The organism is Streptomyces sp. NRRL F-5630 (genome assembly GCF_000719475.1).
In the GTDB taxonomy this organism is placed as follows: domain Bacteria; phylum Actinomycetota; class Actinomycetes; order Streptomycetales; family Streptomycetaceae; genus Streptomyces.
Genome location: NZ_JOGO01000002.1, coordinates 139,941 through 157,520, shown reverse-complemented (window position 1 = coordinate 157,520; position 17,580 = coordinate 139,941). Strand labels below are relative to the sequence as shown.

General features: G+C 71.5%; 16 protein-coding genes and 1 tRNA gene. 5 read left to right on the top strand and 12 right to left on the bottom strand.

Going from position 1 to position 17,580, the window contains the following annotated elements; translation table 11 throughout:
• Positions 1-534: 534 nt before the first annotated feature.
• A complete protein-coding gene (locus IF99_RS0101300; protein ID WP_030994389.1) occupies positions 535-1,032 on the bottom strand; it encodes a MarR family winged helix-turn-helix transcriptional regulator in 498 nt (165 codons plus the stop codon).
• Positions 1,033-1,132: 100 nt separating this feature from the next.
• Here IF99_RS0101300 and IF99_RS0101295 point away from each other — a divergent pair, with 100 nt between their 5' ends.
• Positions 1,133-1,528: a RidA family protein gene (locus tag IF99_RS0101295; protein WP_030994388.1), complete on the top strand. Its 396-nt coding sequence runs from the start codon at positions 1,133-1,135 to the stop codon at positions 1,526-1,528.
• Between the two features lie 23 nt (positions 1,529-1,551).
• Positions 1,552-2,364 (top strand): trans-aconitate 2-methyltransferase, encoded by an 813-nt coding sequence (locus IF99_RS0101290; protein ID WP_030994387.1) that lies wholly within the window; start codon positions 1,552-1,554, stop codon positions 2,362-2,364.
• A gap of 190 nt (positions 2,365-2,554) precedes the next feature.
• Here the strand turns inward: IF99_RS0101290 and IF99_RS0101285 are convergent, their stop codons facing one another.
• From IF99_RS0101285 to IF99_RS0101275, 3 genes are all read right to left on the bottom strand, one after another.
• Positions 2,555-3,154 (bottom strand): Uma2 family endonuclease, encoded by a 600-nt coding sequence (locus tag IF99_RS0101285; protein WP_234340543.1) that lies wholly within the window; start codon positions 3,152-3,154, stop codon positions 2,555-2,557.
• A 271-nt stretch (positions 3,155-3,425) separates the two neighbouring features.
• Complete coding sequence (locus IF99_RS0101280) at positions 3,426-4,139, bottom strand: TetR/AcrR family transcriptional regulator (RefSeq protein WP_078654943.1); 714 nt, start codon at positions 4,137-4,139, stop codon at positions 3,426-3,428.
• A 7-nt stretch (positions 4,140-4,146) separates the two neighbouring features.
• Positions 4,147-5,130 (bottom strand): acyl-CoA desaturase, encoded by a 984-nt coding sequence (locus tag IF99_RS0101275; protein WP_030994384.1) that lies wholly within the window; start codon positions 5,128-5,130, stop codon positions 4,147-4,149.
• 426 nt (positions 5,131-5,556) lie between these two features.
• Here IF99_RS0101275 and ppc point away from each other — a divergent pair, with 426 nt between their 5' ends.
• Complete coding sequence (gene ppc, locus IF99_RS0101270; RefSeq protein WP_030994383.1) at positions 5,557-8,298, top strand: phosphoenolpyruvate carboxylase; 2,742 nt, start codon at positions 5,557-5,559, stop codon at positions 8,296-8,298.
• Between the two features lie 162 nt (positions 8,299-8,460).
• On the opposite strand, the gene pth is transcribed toward ppc, so the two are convergent.
• From pth to IF99_RS0101240, 6 genes are all read right to left on the bottom strand, one after another.
• On the bottom strand, positions 8,461-9,057 hold the full coding sequence (gene pth, locus IF99_RS0101265) for an aminoacyl-tRNA hydrolase (protein WP_030994382.1): 597 nt from the start codon (positions 9,055-9,057) through the stop codon (positions 8,461-8,463).
• A 106-nt stretch (positions 9,058-9,163) separates the two neighbouring features.
• Positions 9,164-9,757, bottom strand: a complete 594-nt coding sequence (locus IF99_RS0101260) for a 50S ribosomal protein L25/general stress protein Ctc (protein ID WP_030994381.1) — start codon at positions 9,755-9,757, stop codon at positions 9,164-9,166.
• A gap of 276 nt (positions 9,758-10,033) precedes the next feature.
• The gene (locus tag IF99_RS0101255; RefSeq protein ID WP_030994380.1) at positions 10,034-11,017 is read right to left on the bottom strand and encodes a ribose-phosphate diphosphokinase; all 984 of its coding nucleotides are present in this window, start codon (positions 11,015-11,017) and stop codon (positions 10,034-10,036) included.
• 141 nt (positions 11,018-11,158) lie between these two features.
• On the bottom strand, positions 11,159-12,607 hold the full coding sequence (gene glmU / locus IF99_RS0101250) for a bifunctional UDP-N-acetylglucosamine diphosphorylase/glucosamine-1-phosphate N-acetyltransferase GlmU (RefSeq protein WP_030994379.1): 1,449 nt from the start codon (positions 12,605-12,607) through the stop codon (positions 11,159-11,161).
• Between the two features lie 132 nt (positions 12,608-12,739).
• Positions 12,740-12,811, bottom strand: a tRNA-Gln gene (locus tag IF99_RS0101245).
• A 12-nt stretch (positions 12,812-12,823) separates the two neighbouring features.
• Positions 12,824-13,543 (bottom strand): hypothetical protein, encoded by a 720-nt coding sequence (locus IF99_RS0101240; RefSeq protein WP_051703317.1) that lies wholly within the window; start codon positions 13,541-13,543, stop codon positions 12,824-12,826.
• Between the two features lie 144 nt (positions 13,544-13,687).
• Between IF99_RS0101240 and IF99_RS0101235 the strand changes: the two genes are divergently transcribed.
• Entirely contained in the window at positions 13,688-14,980 is a 1,293-nt protein-coding gene (locus IF99_RS0101235; protein ID WP_030994377.1) for a sensor histidine kinase, read from the top strand.
• Positions 14,981-15,021: 41 nt separating this feature from the next.
• Here IF99_RS0101235 and IF99_RS0101230 read toward each other — a convergent pair whose 3' ends face one another.
• Both IF99_RS0101230 and IF99_RS0101225 read right to left on the bottom strand, forming a co-directional pair.
• Positions 15,022-15,582: an SUKH-3 domain-containing protein gene (locus IF99_RS0101230; protein WP_030994376.1), complete on the bottom strand. Its 561-nt coding sequence runs from the start codon at positions 15,580-15,582 to the stop codon at positions 15,022-15,024.
• An 18-nt stretch (positions 15,583-15,600) separates the two neighbouring features.
• Positions 15,601-16,185: a YwqJ-related putative deaminase gene (locus IF99_RS0101225; RefSeq protein WP_030994375.1), complete on the bottom strand. Its 585-nt coding sequence runs from the start codon at positions 16,183-16,185 to the stop codon at positions 15,601-15,603.
• Positions 16,186-16,575: 390 nt separating this feature from the next.
• Here IF99_RS0101225 and IF99_RS0101220 point away from each other — a divergent pair, with 390 nt between their 5' ends.
• Positions 16,576-17,580: an HNH endonuclease gene (locus IF99_RS0101220; protein WP_030994374.1), complete on the top strand. Its 1,005-nt coding sequence runs from the start codon at positions 16,576-16,578 to the stop codon at positions 17,578-17,580.

Genomic DNA, 17,580 nt, shown 5'->3' with positions numbered 1-17,580 from the left:
TGCTCTGGGGGTGGGCGGAGGACTGCCCTGGGGCAACGGAGGGGCCCCAACCTCTGCGGCAACGGACGGGCCGCCAACTCCTGCCGCAACGGAGGGGCCGCCAACCCCTGCCTCAACGGACGGGCCCCCAACCCCTGCCGCAACGCGACAGACCCCGCCCTCCCAAAGGGGAGGTGGGCCACCCGCTGCCATCAATTCTTCCGCCCCGCCCCCGCCCCTCCCGACCAGAACCGCGAATCTGTGGATAACTCCGCGAAACCCAGAAAACCTCTCACCCTTCCGAGTGAGAGGTTTTCTGGGTTTCCCGGCCAGGAGCCGGCCCCCGGCAACGAGTCCCGCGCCACGCCCCACGCCCGGCCGCCCGCCCCGACCTCCGCCCCACGTGGCCGCCCGCTACCGGCTCCGCCCGCCACAGTCTCCGCGCGCCACTCGCCGCCCGCTGTGGCTGGGGCCGCCACGCTCGCCGCCCACAGCCCACCACCGCCACCGCCGATGCCACGCCCGGACCCCCCGGCCCCCACCCCCGGAGCCCCATCAGTTCGGCGTGTTGTCGAACGGGGCCGTGAGCTGGCGGAGGAGGTTCGCCAGGTCCTGGCGCTGGGCGCCGCTCAGTTCGGACAGGAGGGCGCGTTCCTGGACGAGGAGCCCCGCGAGGGCGGCGTCGGCGACCTCGCGGCCCGAAGGCGTGAGGCGGACCAGGACGCCGCGGCGGTCGTTCGGGTCCGGGAGGCGTTCGACGAGGTTCTTCTTCGCGAGGCGGTCGATACGGTTCGTCATCGTGCCCGAGGTGACGAGCGTCTGCGTGAGCAACTGGCCCGGTGAGAGCTGGTACGGCTGCCCGGCGCGCCGCAGAGCCGTGAGCACGTCGAACTCCCACGTCTCCAGGTGCAGCTCCGCGAAGGCGAGCCTGCGGGCCCGGTCCAGATGACGCGCCAGCCTGCTGACGCGGCTGAGCACCTCCAGCGGCTCCACGTCGAGGTCCGGGCGCTCCCGGCGCCAGGCCGCGACCAGCCGGTCGACCTCGTCCTCCATGCGCTCAGTGTAGAGGGTCGCTCGACATGAAGTCTCTTGACGTCGAGATAACCCGGCTCCATGATGACAGCACACGATCCGCCGCCGAGGAGGCCCCGCCGTGCCGCACCACCACGTCCGTCCCCCGGGCCCCCCGCCCGTCAACGGCTACAGCCACGCCGTCGCCGTCCCGGGGCCCCTCGTCGTGGTCTCCGGTCAGGTCCCCCTCGACGCCGAGGGTGCCCTCGTGGGCGAGAACGACACCGAGGCGCAGGTCCGGCAGGTCTACGCGAACCTCGCCACCGCACTCGAAGCGGCCGGCTCCGACCTCGCGCACGTCGTCAAGTACACCTTCTTCCTCACCGACCTCGCCCGCGACCTGCCCGTCCTGCGCGCGGTCCGCGACGAGCACCAGGACCCCGCCCGGCCGCCCGCCTCCAGCCTCGTCCAGGTCGCCGCCCTCGTGCACCCGGCCTTCCGCGTGGAGATCGAAGCGCTCGCCGTCCCGGCCGTCTGACCAGCCCGCCTCAGGAGTACGTCATGCCCCTCGCCCCCAGCTGGGACCCCGCCCAGTACCTGCGCCACGCCGGCCACCGCACCCGGCCCTTCGCCGAACTGCTCGCCCGCGTGCCCGACCCGGCCACCGAGCGGCCCCGCGTCGTGGACCTCGGCTGCGGTGCCGGGAACGTCACCGCGCTGCTCGCCGCCCGCTGGCCCGCCGCCCACATCACCGGGCTCGACAACTCGGCCGCCATGCTGGACCGGGCCCGTGCCGAGCACGCCGGGCCCCTCGACGGCGGCGGCTCCCTCGACTTCGCCGAGGCGGACCTTGAGGACTGGCGCCCCGACCGCGGCTACGACCTCATCGTCTCCAACGCCGCCCTGCAGTGGGTCCCCGGCCACCTCGACCTGCTCCCCGCCTGGGCCGAGGCCCTGCACCCCGGCGGCACCCTCGCCTTCCAGGTCCCCGGGAACTTCGGCGCCTCGAGCCACGTCCTCATGCGCGAGACCGCCGCGCTGCCCCGCTTCCGCCCGCTCCTCGACGGCGTCCTGCGCCACGAGGACCCCGTCGCCGGGCCCACCGACTACCTTGCCCGGCTCACCGCGCTCGGTCTCGCCGCCGATGTCTGGGAGACCACCTACCTCCACCTCCTCACCGGCGAGGACCCCATACTCGACTGGGTCAAGGGCACAGGGCTGCGCCCCGTCCTCGACGCCCTCGCCCACCACCCCGAGGCCCGCGCCGACTTCCTCACCACCTACCGCGACGCCCTCCGCACCGCCTACCCGGCGGGGCCGCACGGCACCGTCTTCCCCTTCCGCCGCCTCTTCGCCGTCGCCCACGCCGGCTGACGGGGGGAGGGGGACGAGACCGGCTTCCGCTCCGCCCCCCGCAAGGCCCGGCCTTCACGGCACCGCCATCGACACCTCCGCCATCCGCCCCACGGACCGGGGGTTCCCCTCACCCGGGACGACGTCTCCCCGGCCGGGGCCGCTTCTCCGCGCGAGCCCCTTCGGGCAACAGGTGGATTCCCTGAGCCGGTCACAGGGAGTCCACGGCGTCCCAGGTGATGTCGAGATCGATGTCGAACGGAGCCGAGACCTGGAGACGTTTGTGATGGATGCCGGTCAGCGCGTACGCCCCTGTCACGGGATCCAGCTCGTACGTGCGCACCACGGGGTGGGTGTCGTCCGGAGGCATCTCGACGAGCCAGAAGTGCGGAATGCCCGAGGCGGCGTACTTGCGGGGTTTGTACTGTTCATCGCGGAGTCGCGACTCGGGGGAGATCACTTCCACCGCCAGTACGACATCCGTGGCCGCGTACCGCGTCTTCTCCCGGGAGACGGCGTCGGCACGCACTACCGTCACGTCCGGCTCGGGCCCGTTGGCCCCGTCCAGGATCACGGTCATTTCCCGGCGTACCCGAAACCGCCGGGGTGTCGAGTCGCGCAGTCCCGCGACCAACAGGTCGATCATCACGGAGTGGGTGTCTCGCTGCGGACTCACGAAGATCAGGCTCCCGTCGAGCAACTCGGTGTGCGGCGGGAGATCAGGCAGCGTGAAAAGGTCCTCCACGGTCCACCCACCCGGGGGCGGCACCGGCCAGCGGTAACCAGCGTCCTGCGGGGAATCGGCGGTCATCGTTCCTCCCATGGACGCGAGTCTTGAGCTCTGGGATCACCGTAACGGGCGCTTTGCCCGCGCGTCAGCACAAAGAGTGATCAACACCCTGAAGCTGACGCCCCAAGCCCTCAGCCTCCAGGCACTCGGTCCAATGCACCCGGCCCCAGGCCCCAAGGCCCGGGGCCCCGCGCCCAGGCCCCGCGCGCCCCAGCCCCAGGCCCCAGGCCCCAGGGCCAAGGCTCCCCGGCCTCCCGGCGCCCCCCGGCCCCCGGCGCCCCCCCGAAGACCCTCACTGCCGCCGATGCCCTATCAGCCTCGGCTTCTGTTCCAGGCCGTCCAGTCCGTGCCAGGCCAGGTTCACCAGGTGGGCGGCGACCTCCGCCTTCTTCGGCTTGCGGGCGTCCAGCCACCACTGGCCCGTCAGCGCGACCATCCCCACCAGTGCCTGCGCGTACAGCGGCGCGAGCTTCTGGTCGAAACCGCGGCTCTTGAACTCGCTGCCCAGGATGTCCTCGACCTGTGTCGCGATATCGCTGATCAGCGAGGCGAAAGTGCCCGTCGACTGGGCCACCGGGGAGTCACGGACCAGGATGCGGAAGCCGTCCGTGTCCGTCTCGATGTAGTCCAGGAGCGCGAAGGCCGCCTGCTCCAGCAGCTCCCTGGGGTGCCCCGCCGTCAGGGCACCCGTCACCATGTCCAGGAGCTGCCGCATCTCGCGGTCCACCACGACCGCGTACAGCCCCTCCTTGCCACCGAAGTGCTCGTAGACCACCGGCTTGGAGACCCCGGCCTTCGCCGCGATCTCCTCCACCGACGTTCCCTCGAACCCCTTCGCGGCGAACAGCGTGCGCCCGATGTCGAGCAGCTGTTCCCTGCGCTGCGCACCCGTCATCCGGGTACGGCGCGTCCGCCGGGACTTCTCCGCGCTCGTACCGGAGACGCCCCTGCCGGAGCCACTGTTGCCGGGAACACCTGAACCACCTGAGACCGCATCCGTCGCCACGGTGCCATCATGCCGGTTCGGCCGCCTTGTCCCTGCGGCGGGAGCGAATGCGCTCCGCGGAGGGCCAGCGCACGTCGTGCACCCAGCCCGCCAGCTCCATCCAGCGGATGATGCGCGCCGAGGAGTCGATCTGCCCCCGCTCGACGCCGTGCCGCGCGGATGTCGGGTCCGCGTGGTGCAGGTTGTGCCACGACTCACCGCAGGAGAGCACCGCCAGCCACCACACGTTCCCCGAACGGTCCCGCGAACGGAAGGGCCGCTTGCCCACCGCGTGGCAGATCGAGTTGATCGACCACGTCACGTGGTGCAGCAGCGCGACCCGGACGAGGGATCCCCAGAAGAAGGCCGTGAACGCGCCCCACCACGACCACGTCACCAGCCCCCCGACCAGCGGCGGCGTCAGCAGCGACACGAGCGTCCACAGCGCGAACTGCCGCGAGACGCGACGGATCGCCGGGTCCTTCACCAGATCGGGCGCGTACTTGTGCTGCGGCGTCTGCTCCTCGTCGAACATCCACCCCAGGTGCGCCCACCAGAGCCCCTTCATCAGGGCCGGCAGTGTCTCCCCGTACCGCCACGGCGAGTGCGGGTCCCCCTCCGCGTCGGAGAACTTGTGGTGCTTGCGGTGATCCGCCACCCAGCGCACCACAGGTCCCTCCACCGCCATGGACCCCGCGATCGCCAGCGCCACCCGCACCCACCGCTTCGCCTTGAACGAACCGTGCGTGAAGTAGCGGTGGAAGCCGATCGTGATCCCGTGGCAGCCCAGGAAGTAGAAGAAGACCATGAGGCCCACGTCGAGCCAGCTCAGTCCCCAGCCCCAGGCCAGCGGCACCGCCGCGACCACCGCCACGAAGGGCACCACGATGAAGGCCAGCAGCGCGAACTGCTCCACCGAACCCTTGCGGTCACCCCCCATCGTCGCCACCGGAGCGCCGCCCGGTTGCTTCTCTTCCGTTCCCGCCTCGGCGGGTGATGCGGTCGAGGTCATATGAGCCCCTTGCGTGTGTCGAGGATTGTGTGTCCCGAAGGCCGCGGGCCGGGAGCCGGTGCGCGGCCCCTGCTCCCCGTCTACCCGCGGAGTGAACCGTGTGACGAGGTCGTGCGTGTGGGAAGCCGTGCGGCCGGGAAGGTCCCGTTCCGTAGACCCGTACACGTAGATACGCCCGAGCGACGGCAGACTCGCGGCACCACGCCACGGCGCGGCCACGCACAGCTCCGCACCTACGGATACGTAACCTACGGTGACGTAAGTATGGCAGCGCGCTGCGCTCCGGCAAGAGGCCGAACGCCTGTGCTGCCCAGGCGCCACTTATTGTGGGGACGGTCGGACAGCGCGGTCCGCTCGGAAACCCGCCCGGGCCCCACCGCCCGGGTTCCCTCCTGTTCAGCCACCACACTGCAAGGAGCCGCACCTGTGAGCAGTGCCGACGAACACCGTCTTCCCGCCCCGGCCGCCGCACCGGAACTGCGCGCCGACATCCGCAGGCTCGGCGATCTCCTGGGCGAGACCCTCGTCCGCCAGGAGGGCCCCGAACTCCTCGAACTCGTCGAACGCGTGCGCCACCTCACGCGCAGCGACGGCGAAGCCGCGGCGCGCCTGCTCGGGGAAACCGAACTGGAGACCGCGGCGCAGCTCGTGCGCGCCTTCTCCACGTACTTCCACCTCGCGAACATCGCCGAGCAGGTCCACCGCGGACGCGAACTGCGCGAACGGCGCGCCGAGGAGGGCAGCCTCCTCGCCCGTACCGCCGACCGCCTCAAGGACGCCGACCCCGAACACCTGCGCGAAACGGTCGCCCACCTCAACGTCCGTCCCGTCTTCACCGCGCACCCCACCGAGGCCGCCCGCCGCAGCGTCCTCAACAAGCTCCGCCGCGTCGCCGAACTCCTCGACACCCCCGCGAACAGCGCCGACCGCCGCCGCGTCGACACCCGCCTCGCCGAGAACATCGACCTCGTGTGGCAGACCGACGAACTCCGCGTCGTCCGCCCCGAACCCGCCGACGAGGCCCGCAACGCCATCTACTACCTCGACGAACTCCACGCCGACGCCGTCGGAGACGTCCTGGAGGACCTCAGCGCCGAACTCGAACGCATCGGCGTCAAGATCCCCGACGACACCCGCCCCCTCACCTTCGGCACCTGGATCGGCGGCGACCGCGACGGCAACCCCAACGTCACCCCGCAGGTCACCTGGGACGTCCTGATCCTCCAGCACGAGCACGGCATAAACGACGCCCTCGAACAGATCGACTACCTGCGCGGACTCCTCTCCAACTCCATCCGCTACACCGGCGCCACCGAGGAACTCACCGCCTCCCTGGAGAACGACCTCGCGCACCTGCCCGAGATCAGCCCCCGCTACAAGCGCCTCAACGCCGAGGAGCCCTACCGGCTCAAGGTCACCTGCGTGCGCCAGAAGCTGGAGAACACCAAGAACCGCCTCGCCAAGGGCACCCCCCACGAGCCGGGCCGCGACTACCTCGGCACGAGCGAACTCCTCACCGACCTCGCCCTCGTCCAGGACTCCCTGCGCGCCCACCGCGGCGGCCTCTTCGCCGACGGCCGCCTCAGCCGCATCATCCGCACCCTCGCCGCCTTCGGCCTCCAGCTCGCCACCATGGACGTCCGCGAACACGCCGACGCCCACCACCACACCCTCGGCCAGCTCTTCGACCGCCTCGGCGAGGAATCCTGGCGCTACGCCGACATGCCCCGCGAGTACCGCGCCAAGCTCCTCGCCAAGGAACTCCGCTCGCGCCGCCCCCTCGCCCCCACCCCCGCGCCCCTCGACGCGGCCGGCGAGAAGACCCTCGGCGTCTTCCACACCATCCACCGCGCCCTCGACGTCTTCGGCCCCGAGGTCATCGAGTCCTACATCATCTCCATGTGCCAGGGCGCCGACGACGTCTTCGCCGCCGCCGTCCTCGCCCGCGAGGCCGGACTCATGGACCTCCACTCCGGCTGGGCCAAGATCGGCATCGTCCCGCTCCTGGAGACCACCGACGAGCTGCGCGCCGCCGACACCATCCTCGACGACATGCTCTCCGACCCCTCCTACCGCCGCCTCGTCTCGCTCCGCGGCGACGTCCAGGAGGTCATGCTCGGCTACTCGGACTCCTCCAAGTTCGGCGGCATCACCACCTCCCAGTGGGAGATCCACCGCGCCCAGCGCCGCCTGCGCGACGTCGCCCACCGCCACGGCGTACGCCTGCGCCTCTTCCACGGCCGCGGCGGCACCGTCGGCCGCGGCGGCGGCCCCAGCCACGACGCGATCCTCGCCCAGCCCTGGGGCACCCTCGAAGGCGAGATCAAGGTCACCGAGCAGGGCGAGGTCATCTCCGACAAGTACCTCGTCCCCTCACTCGCCCGCGAGAACCTCGAACTCACCGTCGCGGCCACCCTCCAGGCCAGCGCCCTGCACACCGCGCCGCGCCAGTCCGACGAGGCACTCGCCCGCTGGGACGCGGCCATGGACCTCGTCTCCGAGGCCGCCCACACCGCCTACCGCGACCTCGTCTCCGACCCCGACCTCTCCGCCTACTTCCTCGCCTCGACCCCCGTCGACCAGCTCGGCGACCTCCACCTCGGCTCCCGCCCCTCGCGCCGCCCCGACTCCAGCGGCGGCCTCGACGGACTGCGCGCCATCCCCTGGGTCTTCGGCTGGACGCAGTCCCGGCAGATCGTCCCCGGCTGGTACGGCGTCGGCTCCGGCCTCAAGGCCCTGCGCGAAGCCGGGCTCGACGGCGTGCTCGACGAGATGCACGAGCACTGGCACTTCTTCCGCAACTTCCTCTCCAACGTCGAGATGACCCTCGCCAAGACGGACCTGCGGATCGCCCAGCACTACGTCGACACCCTCGTCCCCGACGAGCTGAAGCACATCTTCGACCTCATCAAGGCCGAGCACGACCTCACCGTCGCCGAAGTCCTCAAGATCACCGGCGGCGAACAGCTCCTCGACTCCAACAAGCCCCTCCAGCAGACGTTCAACATCCGCGACGCCTACCTCGACCCGATCTCCTACCTCCAGGTCACCCTTCTCGCCCGCCAGCGCGCCGCCGCCGAGGCCGGCGAGGAACCCGACCCGCTCCTCGCCCGCGCCCTCCTCCTCACCGTCAACGGCGTGGCGGCAGGGCTCAAGAACACCGGCTGAGCGGACCCACGGGCACGGGCCCGCACCCGCCCGCACACGCAACCGGCCCCGGCGACACCACGTCACCGGGGCCGGCCCCGTACCGCGCCGGACCGGCGGGAGCGGCACCGGACCCCCGGGAGCGGCCCGTACCGCGCCGGGCCCGCGGGACGCGACAGCCGCTCAGGAGTGGTACGAGCCCTGCGCCCGCTCCAGGCCCTGCGTCACCAGCGCCTCCACCGCGTCCGCCGCGCGGTCCACGAAGTAGTCCAGCTCCTTGCGCTCGGCCGAGGAGAAGTCCTTCAGCACGAAATCCGCGACCTGCATCCGCCCCGGTGGCCGGCCGATCCCGAACCGCACCCGGTGGTAGGCGGGACCCATCGCCTTCGTCATCGACTTCAGCCCGTTGTGCCCGTTGTCCCCGCCCCCGAGCTTCAGCCGCAACACCCCGTAGTCGATGTCCAGCTCGTCGTGCACCGCCACGACCCGCTCCAGCGGCACCTTGTAGAAATCGCGCAACGCCGTCACCGGACCGCCCGAGAGATTCATGTACGAGAGCGGCTTCGCGATCACCACCCGCGTACTCGACACCCCCGGCACCCCGAGCCGCCCCTCCACCACCTGCGCCTGCGCCCGCGCCGCGCGCTTGAAGCGCCCGCCCACCCGCGCCGCGAGGAGATCGGCGACCATGAACCCCACGTTGTGCCGGTTGCCCGCGTACTCGGGGCCCGGATTGCCGAGCCCCGCCACCAGCCACGGCGCGTTCTCGTCCGCTGCCATTGCGTCCTCCACCGCTGTTCGTACGTACGACGGCGGGGTGGCGCCCCCACCGGACGCCCCCCCCCGCCACAACGATCCGTGAGAGCCCTCGGGCCCCCGCGAGGGCTCAGCCCTCCTCGGAAGCGCCCTCCTCGGCGGCACCCTCGGCCGGGGCCTCCTCGGCCTGCGCGGCCAGGACCTGGATGACGACCGCGTCGGGCTCGACGGCGAGCGAGACACCGCTGGGGAGCTTGATGTCCTTCGCCTCGATCGAGGCACCCGCCTCAAGACCGGCGACCGAGACGGTCAGCTGCTCGGGGATGTGGGTCGCCTCGGCCTCGACGGGGAGCGAGTTGAGGACGTACTCCAGGAGGAACTGGCCCGGGGCCAGGTCACCCTCGGCGAGCACCGGGATGTCGACCTGGACCTTCTCGCCGCGCTTGACGAGGAGGAGGTCGACGTGCTCCAGGAAGCCCTTCAGCGGGTCGCGCTGGACGGCCTTCGGGATGACCAGCTCGTTCTTGCCGTTCAGCTCGATGGCGAGCAGCACGTTCGAGGTCTTCAGGGCCATCATCAGCTCGTGACCCGGGACGGTCACGTGGACGGGCTCGGCGCCGTGGCCGTAGACGACGGCGGGAACCTTGCTCTCGCGGCGGATGCGGCGGGCCGCACCCTTGCCGAACTCGGTACGGGTCTCAACGGCGAGCTTGACCTCGGCCATGGCTCTTCTCCTCAACAGACGGTTCACAGGGGTGGTCACCCGGCCACGAACGGCCTGCTACGAAGAGCGCGTCGATAACGGAGCGCCGGACCACGTCCACCAACGGACGGAGCGGCCTCCCTCGCCGAGCAACTCTCGCGAGTCTACCCGGCGGGGAGGCCGCCCCAGAAATCGATCACCAGCGAGCGGTCAGCGGCGGCGGGCCACCGCGCGGTGGCCCATGCAGAACCGTTCCTGCAACTCCCGCCCCGACGCCCGCACCACCACCGGCGGGCCTCAGCCCACCGGCTCCTCCTCGAACAGGCTCGTCACCGAACCGTCCTCGAAGACCTCACGCACCGCACGCGCGATCGTCGGCGCGATCGACAGCACCGTGATCTTGTCCAGCTCCAGCTCACCCGGCGTCGGCAGCGTGTTCGTCAGCACGAACTCACTCACCTTCGAGTTCTTCAGCCGGTCCGCCGCCGGACCCGAGAGCACCCCGTGCGTCGCCGTCACGATGACGTCCGCCGCGCCGTGCGCGTAGAGCGCGTCCGCCGCCGCGCAGATCGTCCCGCCCGTGTCGATCATGTCGTCCACCAGGACACACACGCGGCCCTTCACATCACCGACGACCTCGTGCACCGTCACCTGATTCGCGACGTCCTTGTCGCGCCGCTTGTGCACGATCGCCAGCGGCGCCCCCAGACGGTCGCACCAGCGGTCCGCGACCCGCACCCGGCCCGCGTCCGGCGACACGATCGTCAGCTTCGAGCGGTCCACCTTCGCACCCACGTAGTCCGCCAGGATCGGCAGCGCGAACAGGTGGTCCACCGGCCCGTCGAAGAAGCCCTGGATCTGGTCCGTGTGCAGGTCCACGGTGAGAATCCGCGTCGCGCCCGCCGTCTTCAGCAGATCCGCCATCAGACGCGCCGAGATCGGTTCACGCCCGCGATGCTTCTTGTCCTGCCGCGCGTAACCGTAGAACGGCACGATCACCGTGATGGAACGCGCGGAAGCCCGCTTCAGCGCGTCCACCATGATGAGCTGCTCCATGATCCACTTGTTGATCGGAGCCGTGTGGCTCTGGATCACGAAGCAGTCCGCACCGCGCGCGGACTCACGGAACCGCACGTAGATCTCGCCGTTGGCGAAATCGAAGGCCTTGGTCGGAACTATGCCGACACCGAGCTGGTGCGCCACTTCCTCCGCCAGCTCCGGGTGGGCGCGGCCGGAGAAGAACATGAGCTTCTTCTCGCCGGTCGTCTTGATTCCGGTCACAGCACTTGTCTCCTCGGACGAGTTCTTTCGCTGCTGCACCCGTCGGGCATCCCGGACCCCATCACGACACCCAGAACCAACGAGCCAGCCGAATCGCGTGCGCCTATCACGGTACGCCGTGAAGGACGCACCTGTTTTCGGTCAGCTTTCGCCTTCCGAACCCCGGGAAGAGTCCTCGGCGGCCTTCGCCGCCGCGCTCCCGGGACGCTTACGGGCCACCCAGCCCTCGATATTCCTTTGCTGGCCACGGGCCACGGCGAGCGCACCCGCCGGCACGTCCTTCGTGATCACCGAGCCCGCCGCCGTGTACACACCGTCCCCGATCGTGACCGGTGCCACAAACATATTGTCCGAGCCCGTACGGCAGTGAGAGCCGATCGTCGTGTGGTGCTTGTTCACGCCGTCGTAGTTCACGAACACGCTCGCGGCCCCGATGTTCGTGTGCTCGCCGATCGTCGCGTCCCCCACGTACGACAGGTGCGGCACCTTCGTACCCGCACCCACGGTCGCGTTCTTCATCTCCACGTACGTACCCGCCTTCGCGCCCGTCCCCAGACGCGTCCCCGGCCGCAGGTACGCGAACGGGCCCACGCTCGCCTCGGCCCCGATCTCCGCCCCGACCGCCACCGTGTTGTCCACTCGCGCGCCCGCGCCCACGACCGTGTCCGTCAGCCGCGAGTTCGGCCCCACCTCGGCACCGTCCTCGACCCGCGTCGCACCGAGCAACTGCGTACCCGGGTGCAGGACCACGTCCCGCCCGAAGCCGACCGTCGCGTCCACGAAGACGCTCGCCGGGTCGATCACCGTCACGCCCCCCAGCATCGCGGCCTCCAGCAGCCGCTCGTTCAGGACCCGGCCCGCCTGCGCGAGCTGCACCCGGTTGTTGATCCCCGCGATCTCCCGGTGATCGCCCGCGAGCGCCGCCCCGACGCGGTGGCCCGCCCCGCGCAGGATGCCCAGGACATCGGTCAGGTACTCCTCGCCCTGCGCGTTGTCCGTGCGGACCTGCCCCAGCGCCTCGGCGAGCAGTCGGCCGTCGAAGGCGAAGACACCCGAGTTGATCTCGCGGATCGCCAGCTCCTCCGGGCCCGCGTCCTTGTGCTCCACGATCGCCGTCACGGCGCCCGAGCCGTCCCGCACGATGCGCCCGTAACCGCTCGCGTCGGGCACCTCGGCGGTGAGGACGGTGACGGCGTTGCCGTCGGCGGAGTGCGTACGGCACAGGGCGTCGAGCGTCGTGCCGGTGAGGAGCGGGGTGTCGCCGCACAGCACGACGACCGTGCCCTCGACGGTGCCGCCGAGTTCGGCGAGCGCGGTGCGGACGGCGTGGCCCGTGCCGCGCTGCTCCTCCTGCACGGCGGTGCGGACCGCCGTGCCGCTCTCGGCGAGGTGCGCGGTGACCTGCTCGCGGCCGTGCCCGACGACGACCACGACCTCCTTGGGCTCCAGCTCGCTCGCGGCCTGGAGCACATGGCCGACGAGGGTGCGGCCGGCGAGGCGGTGCAGGACCTTGGGCGTGGCGGACTTCATGCGGGTGCCCTCACCCGCTGCGAGGACGACGACGGCTGCCGGGCGGTTGGTGGCACTCACGAGCGGGCCCTTCGGCTTCGGTGCGGATGACACGCGAACAATACCGGGGGGTGTGGGGGAGAACGCGGGAAAGGCCCTGACCGGGGGGATCAGAGCCTTGTGGGGTGGTTCGGGGGAGGTTCCTGGAGCTTGCTCCCCTGCCAGGACTCGAACCTGGAACACCAGAACCAAAATCAGGCGTGTTGCCAATTACACCACAGGGGATGGCAAGAAGGGCTAAGCGGACATTTCGATAGTCCTTCTTGGAGCGCCCCCTACTATGCCGCACCAAGCTCCCTCCACGCGACGGTACAAGTCCGCGCTCTTGGCAACTTTTACGACAAGGCAGCCGCGATAGGCGACGCCGGTGTTCTTGCGAACCGTGAGCGGGTTGTGACGCTTGAGTGAGGTTTTGAGGAAGTCTGAGCGCGGGATGCCGGTGACCTCCGCCCAGAACTCTTCGGCGCCCCCGACATCGGCCGATTCGTGGATCAGCAGGGACAGTCGGCGATGGGCGCGGGGGACGTCGAGCAGGTCGAGCCACTTCATGAAGAGGCCGATCATGTCCGGGTCGCTGTTGACGAAGACGAGGCGTTCCCGGCGGGCGTAAGCCTTGTCCTTCGTTCCCTCCGCCCAGTACAGCCCCACCCCCACCAGGAACAGCTCCCGGTCGCTGAGCCGTCCGATCTCCGACCGCGCCTCCTCCTTCACGCGCCTGCGGTGCTCCTCGCGCTCTGCGAGCACCGGCTCCCAGCGGGCGCGGGCGGCCTCGCGGGCGCGTTCCTGCGAGGTGAAGTTCGGTTCCGGCTTCGGCAGGTCCCGCACCCAGAGCGAGACCGAACTCTTCGAACACCCCACCTCCTCCACGATCCGGTCATAGGTCCACCCCTTCAGGCGGAGTTCTCGTGCTTTTTTCCGTGCGTCTGTGCGTGCCGCGACCATGTGGACGATCTTCATGGCGGAATCACAGGTTCCGGCACGGTTCGGGGGTGTTTCGCCTGATCGGGTGAAGGGTGGGGGTGTGCGGGGCGCGCGGTCCGGGTGCTGTGGGCTGGCGCACTCCCCCGGGATTCGGGACGGATCGCCCGTACGCTGGGGGCCATGACCACGACGGGGGAAGGGCACCGGGCGGCCGGGGGGCCGTGGTGGTGGCAGCGGCGGCGGAGTGCCGTGCTGGATGTGGGCCTTGCGGGAATCTCGGCGCTGGAGTGCGGCGTCGAGGGGGCGGTGTTCAGCGACCGGGTGGGGCTCGGCGCGCTGCTCGGGGTGGTGCTGGGGCTCGTGGTCGGGTCCGTGCTCGTCCTGCGGCGGCGGTGGCCGGTCGCCGTGGTGCTCGTGGCACTGGCGGTCTCGCCCGCCGAGATGGGGACGGTCCTCGGCTTCGTGGGCCTCTACACACTCGCCGCCTCGGAGGTGCCGCGCCGGATCACGGCCGTGCTCGCGTCGATGTCGGGGCTCGGCTCGCTCGTCGTCTCGCTGGTGCGCACGGGGCAGCACGTGGACGAGAACGGCTCGGCGATGACGCCGTGGTTCACGCCGTCGATGGCGGTGCTCATGGCGCTCGGGATGACGGGGCCACCCGTGCTGCTCGGTCTCTACGTGGGGGCGCGGCGCCGGCTCATGGAGAGCTTGCGGGAGCGTGCGGATTCCCTCGAACGGGAGCTTCAGTTGCTCGCGGAGCGCGCGGAGGAGCGTGCGGAGTGGGCGCGGGGCGAGGAGCGGCGGCGGATCGCGCGCGAGATGCACGACGTGGTGGCGCACCGGGTGAGTCTGATGGTGGTGCATTCGACGGCTTTGCAGGCGGTCGCGCTGAAGGACCCGGAGAAGGCGGCGAGGAACGCGGCGCTCGTGGGGGACATGGGGCGGCAGGCGTTGACGGAGTTGCGCGAGATGCTCGGGGTGATGCGGGCGTCGTCGGGGGTGCCGGTGGCGCGGGCGGCGGAGCCGGAGCCTGTGGTGCCCGTGCCGGAGCCGCGTGCGGTGCTCGTGGAGGAGGAGCAGGGGCCTTCGCTGGCGGAGTTGGAGGAGTTGGTGGGGCAGTCGCGGGCGGCCGGGATGGTGGTGGAGTTCTCGGTGGAGGGGGAGGGCTCGGGGTACGGGGCGCGGGTGGAGCGTACGGCGTACCGGGTGGTGCAGGAGGCGTTGACGAACGCGCACAAGCACGCGGCGGGTGCGACGACGCGGGTGCGGCTCGCGCGGCGGGCCGAGGAGATCGCGATGCAGGTGGAGAACGGCCCGCCGCCGGAGGGTGGCGTGGACGCGAAGCTGCCGAGCGGGGGGAACGGGCTCGTGGGGATGCGGGAGCGGGTGCTCGCGCTCGGCGGGGTCTTCGTGGCGGGGCCGACGGACGCGGGGGGCTTCCGCGTGTCGGCGGTGCTGCCGGTGGGGGAGTAGAGGCGGCAGGGGGCCGGTGCGGGTCGCGGGGTGTCCGGTGCTCAGCTCTTGGGCGGGTCCTCCACGCAGAGGCGTTCCGGGGCGGTGCCGGTCAGGAGGGTGGTGAGGCCCTGGTCGATGTCGGCGCCGAGGTACCAGTCGCCGGTGTGGTCGAGGGCGTAGACGCGGCCTTCGTCGTCGATGGCGAGGGCGGCGTGGGTGGTGGTGTCGAGGCCGAGGGGGCACAGGTGGGTGCCGAGGGCGGTGCCGAGGTCGCCGAGGGTGCGGGCGAGGTGGAGGCCGTGGAGGGGGTCGAGGTCGAGGCGGGCGGGGGCGAGGTGGCGGCCCTTGGCGGTGGGGTGCGGGCTGAGGCCGCCGAATTCGGCCCAGGCTTCGACGGCGGCGGGGGAGACGTGGTGTTCGTGCCCGGCGGGTGAGGTGTGGGCGCGCAGGGTGTCGGCCCAGATCTCGGCCTGGGCGATGTCCCAGCGGCCGGGGGTCCATCCGGCGGTGCGCAGGGCGGAGTCGACGGCGTCGGGGAAGCGTCCGGTGGGGACTTCGCCGAGGGCGTCGAGTCCTTCGAGGCGGGTGAGTTCTTCGAGGGGGTGGGGCGGGGTCTTCATGGGATGCGCCGTCCGGGTTCAGTCCTGGAGGGTGGGGTCGATGACGCGGACGCCGAAGTGTTCGGCGAGAGCGGTGCAGGAGCGGCAGGGCGGGGCGAAGGCGCCGTGGAGCGGGTCGCCGTCCTCGCGGATGTGCCGGGTGGTGAGTTTGGCGCCTTTGAGTGCTTTGCGGGCTTCGCCGGGGGTCATGGGGCGGCGTGCCGCGCGTTTGGAGCGGGCGGTGCGGGCGGCGTCGGCCTCGGTGAGGTGGCGGGAGAGGAGGACGGCTTCGGCGCAGCGTCCGGTGAAGCGTTCGCGTCTCTCGCTGGTGAGGGTGTCGAGGAAGTCCTGGACGAGGGGGTGCAGGGCGGGGGGCTGGTCGCCGCGTGCGGCGGTTCCGGTGAGGGTGGTGCCGCGTACGGAGAGCGCGGCGGCGACGGCGGGGAGGATGCCGTCGCGGCGGTGGCGCAGGGCGGGCGGTTTGCTGCCGTCGTGGCTCCAGTCGACGCGGGGGTCGTGGGCCGGCAGGAGGGAGGAGGGGCGCGGGACGCGGGGGTTGGGGGTCGCGGGCGTCGCGGGGGCGGTGGGCGCGGTGGCCTCGGGGCCTGGTTGTGCGGTGTGCATGGCGGTGCCTTCCCCTCCGTACCTTCCCCCGTGTTGTTCTCCCGGGGGGACCGTGTGGCGCCCGGCCGGCCCTGGAGAGCGCTGTCAGCCTGCCAAACGTGCGCTTCCGGGTGGTGGTGGGGGTGTCCTGCCGGGGTTACAGCTTCGCACGTGGCGGGCGTGGGAACGGTCCGGCGCGGACGGCCCTTGGCTCGTGCCGCCGCCCGCCCCGGGCCCGGCTGCCCGCCGTCGCCGTCCCGTGCCACCGCTTGTCCCCGCCTGTGCGGCTGCTGGCCCTGTGACCCCTCGGGGCCCACCGCATAGGCTGGGGCGACTGCTTCCGGCGCGGTGTCCGGTTGGTGTCCATTGGTGTCAGTGTTGGTGTCAGCGAGCGTGCAGGGGGCTTCCGCCATGACGACAGGTCGGCTCGGTGAGGGGGCGCCCGCGCAGGGTTCTCCGGTGCGGAGCGCGCCGCCGAACGCCGCGTACGCGGGGCAGTCGGTGCGCTTCCCGGACCCGGTGCGGGCGGCGCGGTATCCGGCGGGTGTCGCGGTGGACGGCGGGGGGCGGCCGGTGTTCACGCCGTACGCGCGGGCCGCTGTGGAGATCGCGGAGCCGCCGACGGGCTTCGGCGTGGACGAGCTGCGGCTGACGGATTACGTGTCGGCGAACGCGGCGATGGCGGCCTCGGGCGACGCGTTGTGGGAGGGGCTGCCCGCTGTGGCGACCCCGCACGGCTGGACGTGGCACCACGTGGCGGACGCGCGGCGGCTCGAACTCGTGCCCGTGGAGGTGAAGGCGCTGCTGCGGCATCACGGGGGGCTGGCGACGGCGCGGGTGGAGCACGAGCGGCGGGGGACGCGGCCTCTTCAGCAGACGAGGCCGGCGCACTTCGGGCTGCCGCGTGAGCTGGTCGCGGTCGAGGAGCGGCAGGTCCTGGCGCTGGAGGAGGACTTGGGGTACCGGTTGCCGGGTGCGTACCGCTCGTTCCTGAAGGCGGGCGGCGGGTGTGCGCCGGTGGGGGTGGCGCTGGACGCGGAGTTGGGGCTGCTGGTGGACCAGCCGTTCTTCACGGTGCGTGAGGAGGCGGCGGTCAACGATCTCGCGTACATCAACAAGTGCTTGCGTGATCATGTGACGAAGGACTACCTGGGGGTGGCCTTCGTGCAGGGCGGGCTCCTGGTGGTCAAGGTGCGGGGTGAGGCGCCGGGTTCGGTGTGGTTCTGCCCGTACGACGACGCGCGGGACCGGGACGGGCTCGATGTGGCGGCGCGGGTGCGGGAGTTGCTGCTGCCGTGCGGTGCGGACTTCGACGCGTTCCTGTCGCGGCTGGCGGGGAGTCCGCCGGAGCTGGAGACGGTGGCGCAGTTGATGGTGGACGGTGGGTTCGCGCGTGTGGTCCCGGTGGGGGAGTGA

Coding starts and splice junctions, on each gene's coding strand:
- IF99_RS0101285 (WP_234340543.1), bottom strand. CDS start 3,154: ATGACCGCCGATTCCCCGCAGGACGCTGGTTACCGCTGGCCGGTGCCG.
- IF99_RS0101290 (WP_030994387.1), top strand. CDS start 1,552: ATGCCCCTCGCCCCCAGCTGGGACCCCGCCCAGTACCTGCGCCACGCC.
- IF99_RS0101235 (WP_030994377.1), top strand. CDS start 13,688: ATGACCACGACGGGGGAAGGGCACCGGGCGGCCGGGGGGCCGTGGTGG.
- IF99_RS0101275 (WP_030994384.1), bottom strand. CDS start 5,130: ATGACCTCGACCGCATCACCCGCCGAGGCGGGAACGGAAGAGAAGCAA.
- IF99_RS0101225 (WP_030994375.1), bottom strand. CDS start 16,185: ATGCACACCGCACAACCAGGCCCCGAGGCCACCGCGCCCACCGCCCCC.
- IF99_RS0101240 (WP_051703317.1), bottom strand. CDS start 13,543: ATGAAGATCGTCCACATGGTCGCGGCACGCACAGACGCACGGAAAAAA.
- pth (WP_030994382.1), bottom strand. CDS start 9,057: ATGGCAGCGGACGAGAACGCGCCGTGGCTGGTGGCGGGGCTCGGCAAT.
- IF99_RS0101220 (WP_030994374.1), top strand. CDS start 16,576: ATGACGACAGGTCGGCTCGGTGAGGGGGCGCCCGCGCAGGGTTCTCCG.
- IF99_RS0101300 (WP_030994389.1), bottom strand. CDS start 1,032: ATGGAGGACGAGGTCGACCGGCTGGTCGCGGCCTGGCGCCGGGAGCGC.
- IF99_RS0101230 (WP_030994376.1), bottom strand. CDS start 15,582: ATGAAGACCCCGCCCCACCCCCTCGAAGAACTCACCCGCCTCGAAGGA.
- IF99_RS0101260 (WP_030994381.1), bottom strand. CDS start 9,757: ATGGCCGAGGTCAAGCTCGCCGTTGAGACCCGTACCGAGTTCGGCAAG.